Raw genomic sequence first — 15,414 nt, forward strand, 5'->3', positions numbered from 1 at the left:
ACGGCGCACGTGCTCCGGTTTCCGCAACCCGCTCCTGCTACAACCGAAGCGGGTTGCGGGAACCGGAGCACCTCGCACTCGAGACGTGCTCACCAGACATGACTCAGGGCACCACCCGCAAAGCGGACGGTGCCCCGAGGTGAGGTGGGTCAGAAGTCCCAGTCGTCGTCCTCGGTGTTGACTGCCTTGCCGATGACGTACGAGCTTCCCGAACCCGAGAAGAAGTCGTGGTTCTCGTCGGCGTTGGGTGAGAGCGCCGACAGGATGGCCGGGTTGACGTCGCACTCGTCCTTCGGGAACAAGCCTTCGTAGCCGAGGTTCATGAGCGCCTTGTTCGCGTTGTAGCGCAGGAACTTCTTGACGTCCTCGGTCAGACCGACCTCGTCGTAGAGGTCCTGCGTGTACTCGGTCTCGTTCTCGTACAGCTCGAAGAGCAGATCGAACGTGTAGTTCTTCAGCTCCTCGCGCTCGGCGGGCGAGCGGGTCTCGAGTCCACGCTGGTACTTGTAGCCGATGTAGTACCCGTGCACGGCCTCGTCGCGGATGATCAGGCGCACGAGGTCGGCAGTGTTGGTGAGCTTGGCCCGCGAGGACCAGTACATCGGCAGGTAGAAGCCGGAGTAGAAGAGGAACGACTCGAGCAGGGTCGAGGCGACCTTGCGCTTGAGCGGGTCGTCGCCCTTGTAGTAGTCCATGACGATGGACGCCTTGCGCTGCAGATTCGGGTTCTCCTCCGACCAGCGGAACGCATCGTCGATGTCGCGCGTGGAGCACAGCGTCGAGAAGATCGACGAGTAGGACTTGGCGTGCACCGACTCCATGAACGAGATGTTGGTGTACACCGCCTCCTCGTGCGGAGTGATGGCGTCCGGGATGAGCGACACGGCGCCGACGGTGCCCTGAATCGTGTCGAGCAGCGTCAGACCCGTGAAGACGCGCATGGTGAGCTGCTTCTCGTGGTCCGTCAGCGTGTCCCAGGACGGGATGTCGTTCGAGATCGGCACCTTCTCGGGCAGCCAGAAGTTGCTGGTGAGCCGATCCCAGACCTCGGAATCCTTGTCGTCGACGACGCGGTTCCAGTTGATCGCGGAGACGCGATCGATGAGCTTCACCATGGGTACCTACCTGCTGATCGATGACTCTGCTTCACGGCTGCACCTGCGGTGCGCCGGGGACTGCGAGAAATGCGGCCGTGGCCGCGAATTGTCACTGACGGCAACACTACCCGTTGTGGCATGCCCCGGGGGCCAACACAACACCGTGTGTCTCCGACCCGTGCGCCTCATGCGCGTTCAGAGATGCGCACGAGGCTCACAACGGGCGCAGCCCGACCACTCGCCTACCCACCCCTCACGACGGAGGACGGTCGTCACCTCACGTGCGACACCGCAAGGATCGTCGACCACCTCGTCGTATCCGAAGACCAGACGCGGGCGGCCGGCAAGTTCCGCGGCATTGTCGCGTCGACGGTCGCGGAAGGCCACGCCGGGCATCGCGTGGAACCGACGGCCGTCCAGGCGAACGATCAGGTCGACGCCGACGTTCGAATAGTCGACATCCTCGAACAATGTCCGCCCGTCGACGCGAACAGGGCTCTGACGTGCACCGACGGGAAATCCATGCGCCTGCTCGACCTCGAGTGCGTACGCGAGTTCGAGAACGGACTGCACCCCGTCGGACATGTACCGCACAGCCTGTTCGAGGGCCACACGGTAGCGGTAGGGGCGACGCTTCTCGAGTCGCTCACGGATGTCGTCGAGGCGCACGATCCGACTGCTCACGGAGGACACCAGACTCGTCATCGCTTCGCGCGCAGTCGATTCGGATGTCGCAAGGTCGATCGCCGTGTCGGCCGCACGGGTTCTCGGTAGCGGCCCGTCGTGCACGATGTGTGCATGAGCGCGGGACCGATGCACCACGACCCCGGGATGTAGAACGGACCCGACGCGGGCCACCGGTCCCGTCGCCGTCACTCGGGAGCGAACCCTGGTGGGACTCTGGCACCGCGCCGAACGGCCGTAGGGAACCGTGACATGGGCGCGTGCACCCGATGAGACTCGCCGCAGACCCCACTCCTCCGCTGCGCTCCGGTGACTGAGCAAGGAGTCCGGGCCGCCGTAGAGCAGGGCGGCGCGCAGAGTCTGTTCCCGATCGAGCGGACCTGCTGCGATGGCGTAGACGCCCCGAAGAACGATCGCCCAGCGGCCCGACTCGACGTGGCGCCGAACTCTGTCTCGGCTGTACCCGAGGCCCGTCACCTGCGATTGCGTGAACAGGCCTGACTGATCGTCCAGTAGTCGATGCAGTTCATGTTCGTCCCCCCGGATGCGCATGCGGGGATGGTGCACGACCGGTACGACACCCGTCCGTGCGCCTTTTGCGCATCGTCAGATGCGCACAAGGCGCACGGGGGCGAAGCCCACTAGAGCATGCAGCTGACGCAACCCTCGACCTCGGTCCCCTCGAGGGCCATCTGGCGCAGCCGGATGTAGTACAGCGTCTTGATTCCCTTGCGCCACGCGTAGATCTGCGCCTTGTTGATGTCGCGGGTGCTCGCGGTGTCCTTGAAGAACAGCGTGAGGGACAGGCCCTGGTCGACGTGCTGCGTCGCTGCCGCATACGTGTCGATGATCTTCTCGTAGCCGATTTCGTACGCGTCCTGGTAGTACTCCAGGTTGTCGTTGGTCAGGTACGGCGCCGGATAGTAGACGCGGCCGATCTTGCCTTCCTTGCGGATCTCGATCTTCGACGCCACCGGGTGGATGGAACTGGTGGAGTAGTTGATGTACGAGATGGAGCCGGTCGGCGGGACGGCCTGCAGGTTCTGGTTGTAGATGCCGTGCTGCTGCACCGACGCCTTCAACTCGACCCAGTCGTCCTGCGTCGGGATGCTGATTCCCGACTGGGAGAACAACTCTCGGACACGCGCTGTCTTGGGCTCCCAGGCGCGCTCGGTGTACTTGTCGAAGAACTCGCCCGACGCGTACTTGGACTGCGGGAAGCCTCCGAAGTAGCTGCCGCGCTCCTTCGCCAGACGGTTCGAGGCCCGCAGCGCATGGAACAGCACGGTGTAGAAGTAGATGTCGGTGAAATCGACACCCTCCTCGCTGCCGTAGTGGATGCGCTCACGAGCGAGGTAGCCGTGCAGGTTCATCTGGCCGAGGCCGATGGCGTGCGAGGTGTTGTTGCCCTGCTCGATGGACGGCACCGAGTAGATGTGGGTCTGGTCCGACACGGCCGTCAAGCCGCGGATGGCGACCTCGATGGTCTGCGCGAAGTCGGGCGAGTCCATGGTCTTCGCGATGTTCAGCGAACCCAGGTTGCACGAGATGTCCTTGCCCACATGGCTGTACGAGAGATCCTCGTTGAACGTGGACGGCGTCGAGACCTGCAGGATCTCCGAGCACAGGTTCGAGTGCGTGATCTTGCCCTCGATGGGATTGGCCCGGTTCACCGTGTCCTCGAACATGATGTAGGGGTAGCCCGACTCGAACTGCAGCTCGGCGAGGGTCTGGAAGAACTCGCGCGCCTTGATCTTCGTCTTGCGGATGCGCGCGTCGTCGACCATCTCGTGGTACGTCTCGCTGACGTTTACGTCGGCGAAGGGCTTGCCGTAGATGCGCTCGACGTCGTACGGCGAGAAGAGGTACATGTCCTCGTTCTTCTTCGCCAGCTCGAACGTGATGTCCGGGATGACGATGCCGAGGGACAGCGTCTTGATGCGGATCTTCTCGTCGGCGTTCTCGCGCTTGGTGTCGAGGAACTTGTAGATGTCCGGGTGGTGCGCGTGCAGGTACACCGCGCCGGCACCCTGCCGCGCTCCGAGCTGGTTGGCGTACGAGAACGAGTCCTCGAGCAGCTTCATGATGGGGATGACGCCCGAAGACTGGTTCTCGATGCGCTTGATCGGCGCACCGGATTCACGAATGTTGCTGAGCAGCAACGCGACTCCGCCACCACGCTTGGACAGCTGCAGTGCCGAGTTGATGGAGCGACCGATGGACTCCATGTTGTCCTCGATGCGCAGGAGGAAGCAGGAGACGGGCTCGCCGCGCTGCTTCTTGCCCGAGTTGAGGAACGTGGGAGTGGCCGGCTGGAAGCGGCCGGCGATGATCTCGTCGACCAGGTCGGTCGCGAGAGTCTCGTTGCCGACGGCCAGCGTCAGCGCGACCATGCACACGCGATCCTCGAAGCGCTCCAGGTAGCGCTTCCCGTCGAACGTCTTGAGCGTGTAGGACGTGTAGTACTTGAACGCACCCAGGAAGGTGGGGAACCGGAACTTCTTGGAGTAGGCGTGCTCGATCAGACCCTTGACGAAGGATCGCGAGTACTGGTCGAGAACCTCTGCCTCGTAGTAGTTCTCCTCCACCAGGTAGTCGAGCTTCTCGTCGAGGTTGTGGAAGAAGACCGTGTTCTGGTTGACGTGCTGCAGGAAGTACGCCCGCGCGGCGTCCCGGTCCTTCTCGAACTGGATCTCGCCGTTCGGCCCGTACAGGTTGAGCATCGCGTTCAGAGCGTGATAGTCGAGCTCCGAGTCGTCACGGCGCGACACGGCGGGAGACGAGTCGGTGATGGTCGGTGCCATGTGCGTACTCCTGAGATCGATGATGGGCGGTACTGGTGCGGACGATCAGATGGTGCAGGTCGCGTCGAGCCGGTCCCAGAACTCGGCGAGTCCGGTGCGGACCCGCTCCACGTCCTCCGGGGTACCCATGACTTCGAAGCGATAGAGGAACGGGACCTGACATTTTGCCGAGACCACGTCCCCGGCGAAACAGTACGAATCGCCGAAGTTGGTGTTGCCCGCGGCGATGACGGCGCGAATGAGGGACCGGTTGTGCTCGTCGTTGAGGAACCGGATGACGGGCTTGGGGACGTAACTCGTGTCGCGCCCCAGCGCGGTGGTGCCGCCGCCGTAGGTCGGGAGGATCAGGACGTACGGACGGTCGATCTCCACGTCGTCGCGGGGATAGCGAACGGGGATGCGCGTCGCGGGGATCTCGAGCTTCTCCACGAACCGGTGGGTGTTCTCCGAGACGCTCGAGAAGTAGACCAGCGATTCGGACACGATGCTCCATCCTCCGCCGACTCTGCGCACTTCTTCGACATTCGCGACGGCGCGGACCGGGTGGGTCGGCCGTCAGCGGTGAGTCGGGAACTCACCCGAGCCGGCCTCCTCGTCGGAAGGCGCGGCGGACGCGCTTCAGGCAGCGGCGGTGACGAGGGTCTTGATGCGGTCGGGACGGAAGCCGGACCAGTGGTCCTCGCCTGCGACGACGACAGGTGCCTGCAGGTAGCCGAGCGCCATGACGTAGTCACGTGCCTCGGGATCCTGCGAGATGTCGATGACGTCGTACTCGATGCCCTCTTTGTCGAGAGCGCGGTACGTGGCCTTGCACTGCACGCAGGCGGGCTTGGTGTAGACGGTGACGGTGGTGGCGCTCATGAATCCTCTTCTCCGCATCCTGTGTCCGGATGCGCTCGCTGTTCGCCCGAGAGCTGTCCTGCACTGCTGCTGTGGGATCGCACTGGAGAAAGCGAGACCCGCCGACTCTGCCGTGCACACCACTGACAACCTGTCCGAGAGACCGGGCCGGACCCGCATCCACCCCTCCGAAAAGGGGGTGATGCGGGCCTCGAGCCGTTGTGGCCTCTCGGTGTTCAAGACACTACACCTAGTGTCCGACAGTGCAAGGCAACACCACACTTTGTAATGACACTGGTGGAATTACCTGGTCGGACGCGAAAAACTCCGGCGTGTCGCGACCCCTCGGGCGCGTCGTGAGACCGCGCTGCGGACGGGGCCTCGAGCCTCAGGCGTCGACGAGCTCCGCGCGGGTGAGCGCCGTGACGACCTCGGCGATGTCCGCGGCGATCTGTGAGTTGTCACGGGGATGGCCCCCGTCGATCGCGGCCACCACGCCACCGATGGCGAGATCGACGTCGTCGAGCACGCTCGCGCCGGCGATCCGCGCCGCCTTCTCCGTGTCCTCCTTGGCCCACCGGGCGCCGTTCGAGCTCGGCGAGGAACTGATGACGGCGGTCGGCTTGGTGGAGATGGCGCCGCTGCCGTAGGGGCGGGAGAGCCAGTCGATGGCGTTCTTGAGTACTGCGGGGATGGTGCCGTTGTACTCGGGCGTGAGCAGCAACACGGCGTCGGCGTCCTGGACGGCCGCGCGCAGAGCGGTCACGGTGTCGAGCGAGGCGACCGACTCGGGGGTGTCGATGTCCTCGTTGTAGAACGGAAGGTCTCCGAGGCCCTCGTGGATGACGACCTCGACGCCCTCGGGTGCGACTGACGCGGCGGTCTCGGCGAGACGACGGGTGATGGAGGCGGCGCGGAGGCTGCCGACGAGTGCGATGACGCGGCTCATGGGTGGGTCCTTTCGACGAAGTGTGTCCGTGATCTACAACCGGACCGTAGTCCACTTTCTTCCGTGACGCGCTATCCTGACGATGTGACACATGCCCCTCTGCCGATGGCGGCCGACGACAGCGAGCGCTGCGACGCCGCGCGCAACCGCCGTCTGCTCCTCGACGCCGCGATCGGGCTGGTCGACGAGCGCGGAGCGGACTCCGTCACCATGGACGCCGTGGCAGCCCGCGCAGGTGTGGGCAAGGGCACCGTGTTCCGTCGGTTCGGCAGTCGTGCGGGTCTGATGTTCGCTCTTCTGGACCACACCGAGACCGAACTCCAACAGGCCTTCCTCTTCGGTCCTCCCCCGCTGGGCCCCGGCGCACCACCGCTCGATCGACTCGTCGCGTTCGGCCGTGCCCGCCTCGACCTGGTCGCCGTGCAGGGTGAGGTGCTGCGGGCAGCCGAGAACTCGCCCGTCTCGCGCTTCTCCGCGCCCGCCCACGCGGTCGGCCTGACCCACGTGAGCACACTGCTGCGGCAGATCGGCGTGTCGGGCGATGTCACGTTGCTGGCCTACGCGCTGCTCGCCCCGCTCGAGGCCACTCTGGTGCTGCACCTGCAACGCGACGCCGGAATGACCACCGAGCGCCTCGCCGACGGCTGGGAGGATCTCGCCCGCCGCATCGCCTCCGCCTGACCTCAGGCCAGCGCGAGGGTCCGCGTCGCGGCGTCGGCCAGTGCCACGCCGTAGCTCCGGCCGTGACCCGCCGCGTGCACTGCGAGGGGATGCAGCTGATGCAGAGGCACCCGTTCCTCGGCACCCGGAGCGAGCTCGTGCTGCTCCTGATAGCCGTCGAGAAGGTGCTCGAGGTGCGGACAGCCGAAGAGAGACAGCATGGCGAGGTCCGTCTCGCGGTGTCCGCCGTGCGCCGCGGGGTCGATGAGCGTCACGCCGCCGGGCGTCCAGAGCACGTTGCCGGTCCACAGGTCGCCGTGCAGACGCGCCGGAGGGTCGGTCGAGTCGAACGACCCGTCCGCGACGACGGAGCAGGCACGCTCCACGAGGTCGGCCTCGTCCCGCGTGACCGTGCCGGCGTCGACCGCGACACGGAGATACGGCAGCACCCGTTCCTGCGCGTAGAACTCACCCCAGCGGTCGTGCTCCACCGACGACATGGTGCGCGATCCGATGAACAGCGTTCCGTCGAAACCTGCAGGCGGCGAGCCGAACCGGGGGGCACCGCTGTCGTGGGTGCGGGCGAGCAGTGCGCCGAAGCGGCGAGCAGCGTCCGGCGTCGGCCGGACGGAGTCGAGGCGTTCGAGAACGATGTGGTCGGCCGCGACCTCGAGGACGTCGACCGTAGGCGCTCCCCCGTCGGCGAGCCACCGCAGACCTGCAGCTTCGGCGGCGAAGAAGTCGGGATGCGCGTCCTCACGCCGTTTGACGAACGCCATCTCTAGCCGCCGGCGAAGGGCGGGAGGACGTCGATCCGGGAACCGACGGGGTAGGCCTCGTCGCGGACCATCTCGTCGCCGATGAGGAACACCGCCACGTCCAGCACACGATTCAATTTCTGCCCGTGGCGTCCACGCAGCGCCGACTTCACGTCCGCCACGGTCGCGCCGACCCTCAGGTCGTACGACTCCTGTGTGGTGCCCGCAGCGTCCGCGGCCCCCGCGAAGTACCGCACGTCCACAGTCACGGACTCAACCACCGATGGCACCCATCGAGCGTTCCGGCGGCACGAAGTCCTCACGTTCCATCCCGTGGCCGGCCCACTTGTTCCACATCGCTCCACGCCAGAGGTCCGCGATCTCCTCGTCGGTCGCACCCCCGCGCAACGCCACCCGCAGATCGGTCTCGGAGTCGCTGAACAGGCAGGACCGCACGGTCCCCTCCGCCGTCAACCGGGTCCGGTCGCAGTCGGCGCAGAAGGACCGGGTGACCGAGGCGATGATGCCCACCGTGGCGGGGCCACCGTTCACGGTCCACTCCTCGGCGGGCGCGGACGGATCGGTGCGGCCGATCTCGGTGAGCGTGAACCGCTCCCCGAGCAGCTCGAGCAGTTCCGCCGCCGACACCATCGTCGAGCGCGCCCACTCCCGGTCGGCGTCGAGCGGCATCTGCTCGATGAACCGCAGATCGACACCTCGGTCCAGGCACCATTGCACCAGGTCCTGAGCGCCGTGCAGAGTCTCGCGCATGAGAACGGCGTTGATCTTGACCGGCGTCAGTCCGGCCGCCAGGGCCCCGTCGATGCCGCCGAGCACGGCGGGCAGCCGGTCCCGCCGGGTCAACGATGCGAAGTGCTTGCGGTCGATCGTGTCGAGAGAGACGTTGACTCGGGTCAGACCCGCCTCGCGAAGACGCTCCGCTCGGCGTTCGAGGCCGATGCCGTTGGTGGTCATCGACAGTTCGACACCGGGTGCGTGCTGAGAGGTCAGGGCAATGATGTCCACGATGTCCTTGCGGACCAACGGCTCGCCGCCGGTGAAGCGGACCTCGCGCACACCGAGGAGTCGATCGGCGACGCCGACGAGGCGGGCTATCTCCTGCGCGGTGAGCAGCTGTTCGAACTCCAGGTTCGGCAGCCCCTCGGCCGGCATGCAGTAGGTGCATCTCAGCGAGCACTTCTCGGTGACCGAGATGCGCAGGTCCCGCGCGATGCGACCGAAACTGTCCAGCAGGTGCGGAACGTCCGGACGGCCGACCATGGACGGCGCGCGCACGACACCGGGCAGGCTGGGAATTCCCATGCTCACCGTCGTCATCCGATCACCTCCACTGGCCGTTCACGTCAGTATGCCCGTTCGGGGCAACGGGAACCCGACCGTCCTCATTCCCGCTCTAGGATGACCGCATGGGCCATGCGCACACGACGTCGGCACGCTCGGTCGAGGATCACGCCGTTCGGATCGACGAGATGATCACCCGCGCGTGGTCCGCTCGCCTCCCGGAGACGGTTCCGCTCACCGATGCGCTCGGCCGCGTGACGCACGCGGACATCGAGGCCCTCATCGACGTCCCCAACTTCCGGAACTCCCAGATGGACGGATACGCGGTCGACGCGGAATCGGTTGCCCGCGTACCGGTCACACTGCCGGTCACCGGCGTTCTCGCCGCCGGCGATGCCGGGGACGAACGGCATCGGTCGGGCACGGCACGCAAGATCATGACCGGCGCTCCGGTACCCGAGGGCGCCGACGCGGTGATCCCCGTCGAGGACACCGAGATGGACGGGGACGGTGTCCGCATCCTCGGCTCACGGCGCTCGGGTGAGTACGTGCGGGAGCAGGGCAGCGACATCGCGGCGGGGTCGGTCGTCGTCCCGGCCGGCACGACGCTCGGCCCCCGTCACCTCGGCGCTCTCACGGCCGTCGGCCGATCCGACGTCACCGTCCGCCCCCGGCTGCGGGTCGCGGTCATCGCGACCGGCGCCGAACTCGTCGAGGCGGGCAGTGCACTCGGACCCGGTCAGCTGTACGACTCGAACGGTCTCACGCTCGCGACCTCGGTGACCGCGGACGGCGCCGTGGTGACGTTCCGCGGCCGCAGTACCGACACCGCCGACGAGTTCTCCGCGATGCTGTCCGAGGCCGCCGAGAACGCGGACGTGATCATCACCTCGGGGGGTGTGTCGATGGGCGACTTCGAGGTGGTCCGGGACGTGCTCGGCCCCCGCGGGGGAACCTTCACCCACGTCGCGATGCAGCCCGGTGGGCCGCAGGGGTGGACCGACCTCGACGGCACCCCGGTGATCAGCTTCCCCGGCAATCCCGTGAGCACCCTGGTGTCCTACCTCGTCTTCGCCCGTCCAGCGATCCGGAGGCTCTCGGGCCTCCCCGACGCGACCGTCACCGAGCGCATCGCCGACGAGGCAGTCCGATCCCTGCCCGGACGGCGTCAGTTCCTGCGGGGCCGACTCACGAAGACCGGCGTCGTGGTGTCGTCCGGACCGGGGTCGCACCTGGTGGTGTCGATGGCCGCCGCGGATGTCCTGGTCGACGTCCCCGCGGACACCGTCGAGGTGCCCGCGGGCAACAGTGTGCGAGTGTGGCCGCTGTGAACGATTCATCCGCTGCGCACTCATCCGGGAGTTCCTCCACAGGGCTCTCGCACCTGGACTCCGACGGCCGGGCCCGCATGGTCGACGTCAGCGGGAAGAGCGAGACCACGCGCACCGCGGTCGCCGCCGGGTCCCTACGGACGACTCGGGACGTGATCGCCCTGGTGCGTGCCGACGGCATGCCGAAGGCCGATGTCCTGTCGACCGCACGCATCGCCGGCATCGCCGGAGCGAAGCGGACGTCCGATCTCATTCCGCTGTGCCATCCGCTTCCGCTGTCCTCGGTCGCGGTGTCCTTCGGCTTCACCGACGACACGATCACGATAGAGGCTACAGCCGTCACGACCGGGCGGACGGGCGTCGAGATGGAAGCACTGACGGCGGTGTCCATCGCCGGGCTCACGCTGCACGACATGGTCAAGGCCGTGGATCCGGCAGCGTCGATCGAGTCGGTGCGTCTGATCCGCAAGGAGGGTGGCAAGCGCGGCGTGTGGACGCGCGACGACCACCAGCCCGACACCTCCTCCACAGCAACGCCTCTCGGCGATCGAACTGCGGTCGTCGTCGTCGCGTCCACCGGCGGCGCAGCCGGGACGCGCGAGGACACCACGGGACCGCGCATCGTGTCGTGGCTCGGTGACCGCGGTTTCGACGTTCGGGGGCCTCTCGTGGTGGCAGACGCCGACGTGGCCGCGGGCTTACGAGACGCCCTCACCGGCGGACCCGCCCTGATCATCAGCACCGGCGGCACGGGCGTCTCCCCCACCGACGCCACACCCGACGCCACCCGGCCACTGCTCGACCGCGAACTACCCGGCGTCGCGGAGGAGATCCGACGTACGGGACTGGCAGCCACCGTGCACGCCTCGATCAGCCGCGGGTTGGTGGGCGTCGCTGGGAAGACAGTGATCGTGAACCTGCCCGGATCACCCGGCGGAGTGAAGGACGGATTGACGGTGCTGGATCCGATCGTGGACCATCTCGTCGCCCAGGTACGCGGAGGCGGTGCTCACGAATGACAACGGTTCTCGCCCGGATCTCGAGCGATCCGATCGATCCGGCGGAGGTCTCCGACGCCGTCTCGGGTCCTGAACACGGTGCCGTGCTGGTGTTCTGGGGAGTCGTCCGCGACCACGACCACGGCGAGTCGGTGTCGGCACTCGAGTACCGAGCCCACCCCGACGCCGAGAAGTTCCTGCGTCGCTGCTGCGAGGACGCGGCCGCGTCGTCCGGCCTGCCGACGGCGGCCGTGCACCGCGTCGGCGACCTGACGATCGGTGACACCGCTCTCGTCGCCGCGGTCGCGTCTCCCCATCGCGCCGAAGCATTCGCAGCGTTGCAGGCGTTGGTCGATCGCATCAAGACCGAGGTGCCGATCTGGAAGCGCCAGCAGTTCCCCGGCGGCACCAGCGAGTGGGTGGGGCTCTAGCGGTCGCTGGTGCGCAGGAACCTGTGCACCACGAGTGATTCTGCGTCGGTCGCACTCTCGGTGCGGATCATCGCCTCGATCCGGGCACGCGCCGCCGCGACGTCGAGTCCCGAGCCGATGAAGACCAGCGCGGTGTCTCCACGGGACGAGGCGGTCTCGACGTCGATGTGGACGCCGACCGTCTGGACGACGAATCGCGCCGCGCCACGGCCGAATCGAACGAATCCCTTGGATCTGTACAGCCCCGGCGGCGGGTTCTCGAGGAACTCGAAGAACGCCCGCGGATCGAGGCAGTCGCTGGTCTCTACGCTGAACGTCTCGTAACTCGCGTGCAGGTGGTCGTGGGGATCGTCCTGCTCCCGCAACAGATCGTCGAGCGCGAGTTGCCGGGGCCCGTCGTCGGGGCGCTCCGGCGGATCGAGAAGGAGCGACACGTCCACGGCTCCGTGCGACGTCACCACCGTCGGGGCAGGGGGAGCCGCGTCGCGCACCAGCGTGAGCACCTCGTCGATGCGTCCGGGTCCCACCGCATCCGCTTTGTTCACCACCACCAGGTCGGCGAGTCCGAGATGCTGAGCGAGGTGCTGGTGCCGGGCCGTCGACTCGAGTACGTGCAGGGCGTCCACGACCATCACCATGCCGCCGTACCGGATCCGCGAGTCGGTGCTCGCGACGACCATCCTGATGAGAGCACGTGGCTCCGCCACACCGCTGGCCTCGACGACGATCGCGTCGACGGCGGCACTGGTCGCGGTGAGGGCTCCGAACATCTCGTCGAGATCCTCGGTGTCGACGGCGCAACACAGACAGCCGTTGCCCAGGGTGATCATCGAGTCGACCTGCCCGGCGACCAGCATCGAGTCGATGTCCACGGCGCCGAAGTCGTTGACCACCACACCGATTCGAATGCCGTGATTGCGGCGGAGGAGATGGTTGAGCAACGTCGTCTTACCGGATCCGAGGTACCCGGCGACGAGGACGACCGGAACAGCGCTGCGAGACACCGCGTCAGGGTACGTCAGCCGATTCAGCCTTCCCGCCCCTACCGACCGGCCTCCGGCCTTCCCGCCACGAAATCGACGATCCCGGTCGCGATCGCCGCCGCATGGGACGCGCGACCCTCGGCACTCTCGAGCTCGGCGGCATCCGACGGGTTCGACCCGTTGCCCATCTCGAGGAAGACGACGGGGACGGTCGTGAGAGCGGGGGCGGCCACGTCGGATCGCACCTGCAGCCCGTCCACCCCCGCATAGTTCGCCGGTGTGAATCCGGCTCGCTCCTACGCGTCCCGCATGGCGGTGGATGCACGCCGTCCTTCACCGGACTGCACCTCGTCGACGTCGGCGGACGGCACCGGCAGCGCCGGGACGATGACGTGGAATCCGTGATGCGCGTCGTCGGACCGGAGTGAGGTGGAGTCGGCGTGAACACTCACCGCCACCGCGGCGCCCGATGCACTCGCCGCTCGCGCGCGGTCGGTGATGCACCCACCCCATCCCGTGTCGTCCGGCCGGCTCAGCACGATCTCGGCACCCAGACTCTCGAGGCGCGAGGCCACCAGTTGCGACACGTCCCAGACGATGGTGTGTTCCGGCGTTCCGCCGAGCGCCGTCATCCCGCTCGTCTGGCAGTCCTTCGTACCGCCCCGGCCGTCGTCCACCTGCGCTGCGAGGTTCTCCCCGTGGCCCGTTCCCTGGTGTCCGGGATCGAGGAAGATCACGGTGCCCCCGAGCGGTGCGTCCGGTGTCACCGGGATCGCAGCGGCCCCCGGCGGGACCGCCACGGAGACCAGTGCGACCGCGAGGATCGAGACACCACAGTGTCGTGCAACCGACGATCGCATACGCCCCACTTCCCACCTCGGCGCACGTGCGCCGACACGATGTTCTCGCGATTTCCAAGAATGGCACGGCGAATTGGTTGAACGTGTGATGATCGGTAGCCGTCCGTGACCCCGTCGTGACCGTTCGCGAGTCCGGACAGCGTGAATCGCGATATCCGTGCACAATGGCTCCGCGCCCCGAGAAAATGACGTGTATCGCGGCGCCCCCGACCGAATTGGAAGGGCGGTTCACACGGTATGGTCTCGGCAAAGCGTGATTAACCGAGCTCAGCGACGAAAGCAGAAGACATGGCGAAGAAGGTCGTTGTTCAGCTGGTCGACGACATCGACAGAACACCTCTCGAGGACGACGGCGAACACATCACGTTCGCGGTCGACGGCACGCACTACGAGATCGACCTCGGGCCCGACAATGCCGCCGAGTTCCGACGTGTTCTGGGCTATTACATCGAGCACGCGGCGAAGGTGTCGGCCGGAACGCACAGCGGACGACGCAGCACGAAGCCGATGGGACGACGCAGTCCCGAACAGACCAGGGCCGTACGCGAATGGGCCGTGGACGCGGGATTCACGGTGTCGAGCCGCGGGCGCATTCCCTCCGAGGTGCAGAGCGCGTACGACGCAGCGCACTGACACCACATCACACGCGAAAGGCCCCGTACCTGACCGGTACGGGGCCTTTAGCGTGTCCGCCTACTTCGGTGGAGCCGTTACTCGGTGGAGCTAAGGGGACTCGAACCCCTGACCCCCACACTGCCAGTGTGGTGCGCTACCAGCTGCGCCATAGCCCCGTGCTCTTCTGACCGTGAGAAAGAGTGTTTCGCACCGCTCGAAGAACGCCCGACCGAAGTTACACCATCGGTTCGACGAGGTCCAAATCAGCGTCAGCCGAGATCGGACACCCAGGCGGAGTTGGTGGTGGTGTCGACGATCGCGCCGTCCACGATGACGGTGGGAGTGCCTCGCGCGCCGGCAGCTGCGAGCGCCGCGCTTCCCGTCGCAGCGTCGGTGGCGGCGTCCGCCACTCGCGTTCCGTCGGTGATGCACTGTGCCGCCTCGTCGGAGGCTCCCGCCTCCGTGGCGCGGGCGGCGAGCTCGTCGGCGGTGTGGTCCGCGCTGCCCTTCTCCTCCGGCTGGAAGTCCGGCGAGAACAGGGCCGAGTGGAATGCTGAGTAGGCGGGCCCGTCGCCCGTGGCGGCGACGCACTGCGATGCGGCGGCCGCACGGGTGCTGTAGTCACCGCTGGGCGACAACTGATTCAGGAAGTCGAGCATGTGATAGCGCACCGCGATGGTGCCCTCGTCGATCTTCTGCGCGAGTTCCTGGCCGTAGGTGTTCTCCAACTCGGCGCAGTACGGGCACATCGCGTCCTCGTAGATGTCGACCGTGCGTGTCGCCTCCGGGAGACCCAGCCGCACCACGCCGTCGTCGTCGACCGAGGAGGTGACCGCCGCATTCTGCACGGACCCGTATCCGTCGGCGCGCGGCTGGCTGCGGGAGTTCTGCCACAACACTCCGCCGATGACGACGGCCGCGATGACCAGGAGAGCGAGACCGCCCAGAACATAGGTCGACGTGCTCGACGACTTCTGTGGCGTGTACTTGCTCGACGATTTCGATGACGACGATTTCGAGGCATTCACGCGAATACTGTGTCACGCGCGACTGACAGTGTGCTGAGAACTGGATGTCAGGTATGCCAATGCTTGCTGGTAGA

General features: G+C 66.8%; 16 protein-coding genes, 1 tRNA gene and 1 pseudogene. 5 read left to right on the top strand and 13 right to left on the bottom strand.

What is annotated here, in order from left to right; genetic code table 11:
* Positions 1-149 precede the first annotated feature (149 nt).
* The 6 genes from nrdF to HQ308_RS03190 all read right to left on the bottom strand — a co-directional run bounded on the left by nrdF (position 150) and on the right by HQ308_RS03190 (position 6,374).
* Positions 150-1,115: a class 1b ribonucleoside-diphosphate reductase subunit beta gene (gene nrdF / locus HQ308_RS03165; protein ID WP_056445506.1), complete on the bottom strand. Its 966-nt coding sequence runs from the start codon at positions 1,113-1,115 to the stop codon at positions 150-152.
* A 177-nt stretch (positions 1,116-1,292) separates the two neighbouring features.
* The gene (locus HQ308_RS03170; RefSeq protein ID WP_222645395.1) at positions 1,293-2,333 is read right to left on the bottom strand and encodes a type IV toxin-antitoxin system AbiEi family antitoxin domain-containing protein; all 1,041 of its coding nucleotides are present in this window, start codon (positions 2,331-2,333) and stop codon (positions 1,293-1,295) included.
* Positions 2,334-2,422: 89 nt separating this feature from the next.
* Positions 2,423-4,585, bottom strand: coding sequence for a class 1b ribonucleoside-diphosphate reductase subunit alpha (gene nrdE / locus HQ308_RS03175; protein WP_222645396.1), 2,163 nt, complete (start codon positions 4,583-4,585; stop codon positions 2,423-2,425).
* Between the two features lie 45 nt (positions 4,586-4,630).
* On the bottom strand, positions 4,631-5,068 hold the full coding sequence (gene nrdI, locus HQ308_RS03180; protein WP_037187075.1) for a class Ib ribonucleoside-diphosphate reductase assembly flavoprotein NrdI: 438 nt from the start codon (positions 5,066-5,068) through the stop codon (positions 4,631-4,633).
* A gap of 135 nt (positions 5,069-5,203) precedes the next feature.
* Positions 5,204-5,446: a redoxin NrdH gene (locus HQ308_RS03185; protein WP_027507048.1), complete on the bottom strand. Its 243-nt coding sequence runs from the start codon at positions 5,444-5,446 to the stop codon at positions 5,204-5,206.
* Positions 5,447-5,813: 367 nt separating this feature from the next.
* Positions 5,814-6,374: an NAD(P)H-dependent oxidoreductase gene (locus tag HQ308_RS03190; protein ID WP_222637772.1), complete on the bottom strand. Its 561-nt coding sequence runs from the start codon at positions 6,372-6,374 to the stop codon at positions 5,814-5,816.
* 84 nt (positions 6,375-6,458) lie between these two features.
* On the opposite strand from HQ308_RS03190, the gene HQ308_RS03195 reads away from it, so the two are divergent.
* Positions 6,459-7,055 carry a TetR/AcrR family transcriptional regulator gene (locus tag HQ308_RS03195; protein ID WP_027507050.1) on the top strand — a complete coding sequence of 199 codons (597 nt, stop codon included), beginning with the start codon at positions 6,459-6,461 and terminating at the stop codon, positions 7,053-7,055.
* A gap of 2 nt (positions 7,056-7,057) precedes the next feature.
* Here the strand turns inward: HQ308_RS03195 and HQ308_RS03200 are convergent, their stop codons facing one another.
* The 3 genes from HQ308_RS03200 to moaA are packed head-to-tail and all read right to left on the bottom strand — an operon-like array spanning position 7,058 to position 9,130.
* Positions 7,058-7,813 (bottom strand): fructosamine kinase family protein, encoded by a 756-nt coding sequence (locus HQ308_RS03200; RefSeq protein WP_222630639.1) that lies wholly within the window; start codon positions 7,811-7,813, stop codon positions 7,058-7,060.
* A gap of 2 nt (positions 7,814-7,815) precedes the next feature.
* A complete protein-coding gene (locus tag HQ308_RS03205) occupies positions 7,816-8,061 on the bottom strand; it encodes a MoaD/ThiS family protein (RefSeq protein ID WP_231476463.1) in 246 nt (81 codons plus the stop codon).
* Positions 8,062-8,065: 4 nt separating this feature from the next.
* Positions 8,066-9,130: a GTP 3',8-cyclase MoaA gene (gene moaA, locus HQ308_RS03210; protein ID WP_222645397.1), complete on the bottom strand. Its 1,065-nt coding sequence runs from the start codon at positions 9,128-9,130 to the stop codon at positions 8,066-8,068.
* Between the two features lie 89 nt (positions 9,131-9,219).
* On the opposite strand from moaA, the gene glp reads away from it, so the two are divergent.
* From glp to HQ308_RS03225, 3 genes are read left to right on the top strand one after another with little or no spacing between them, the layout of a single operon-like run.
* Positions 9,220-10,425, top strand: a complete 1,206-nt coding sequence (glp, locus tag HQ308_RS03215) for a gephyrin-like molybdotransferase Glp (protein ID WP_222645398.1) — start codon at positions 9,220-9,222, stop codon at positions 10,423-10,425.
* On the top strand, positions 10,422-11,444 hold the full coding sequence (gene moaCB / locus HQ308_RS03220) for a bifunctional molybdenum cofactor biosynthesis protein MoaC/MoaB (protein ID WP_285185367.1): 1,023 nt from the start codon (positions 10,422-10,424) through the stop codon (positions 11,442-11,444). The genes glp and moaCB overlap by 4 nt, the downstream gene beginning before the upstream one ends.
* Positions 11,441-11,854 (top strand): molybdenum cofactor biosynthesis protein MoaE, encoded by a 414-nt coding sequence (locus tag HQ308_RS03225; RefSeq protein ID WP_204868029.1) that lies wholly within the window; start codon positions 11,441-11,443, stop codon positions 11,852-11,854. Before moaCB ends, HQ308_RS03225 begins: the two co-directional genes overlap by 4 nt.
* Here HQ308_RS03225 and HQ308_RS03230 read toward each other — a convergent pair.
* Positions 11,851-12,858 carry a GTP-binding protein gene (locus tag HQ308_RS03230; protein ID WP_027505884.1) on the bottom strand — a complete coding sequence of 336 codons (1,008 nt, stop codon included), beginning with the start codon at positions 12,856-12,858 and terminating at the stop codon, positions 11,851-11,853. The genes HQ308_RS03225 and HQ308_RS03230 overlap by 4 nt on opposite strands.
* Before the next feature lie 47 nt (positions 12,859-12,905).
* A pseudogene (locus tag HQ308_RS03235) lies at positions 12,906-13,697 on the bottom strand (N-acetylmuramoyl-L-alanine amidase); the annotation flags it as partial.
* A gap of 288 nt (positions 13,698-13,985) precedes the next feature.
* Between HQ308_RS03235 and HQ308_RS03240 the strand changes: the two are divergent.
* On the top strand, positions 13,986-14,330 hold the full coding sequence (locus tag HQ308_RS03240) for an Lsr2 family protein (RefSeq protein ID WP_027505883.1): 345 nt from the start codon (positions 13,986-13,988) through the stop codon (positions 14,328-14,330).
* An 85-nt stretch (positions 14,331-14,415) separates the two neighbouring features.
* On the opposite strand, the gene HQ308_RS03245 is transcribed toward HQ308_RS03240, so the two are convergent.
* Both HQ308_RS03245 and HQ308_RS03250 read right to left on the bottom strand, forming a co-directional pair.
* Positions 14,416-14,488 (bottom strand) — tRNA-Ala (locus tag HQ308_RS03245).
* Between the two features lie 93 nt (positions 14,489-14,581).
* Complete coding sequence (locus HQ308_RS03250) at positions 14,582-15,340, bottom strand: thioredoxin domain-containing protein (protein WP_027505882.1); 759 nt, start codon at positions 15,338-15,340, stop codon at positions 14,582-14,584.
* Between the last annotated feature and the right edge of the window lie 74 nt (positions 15,341-15,414).

This window comes from Rhodococcus sp. BP-241 (assembly GCF_019836145.1).
GTDB lineage: Bacteria > Actinomycetota > Actinomycetes > Mycobacteriales > Mycobacteriaceae > Rhodococcoides.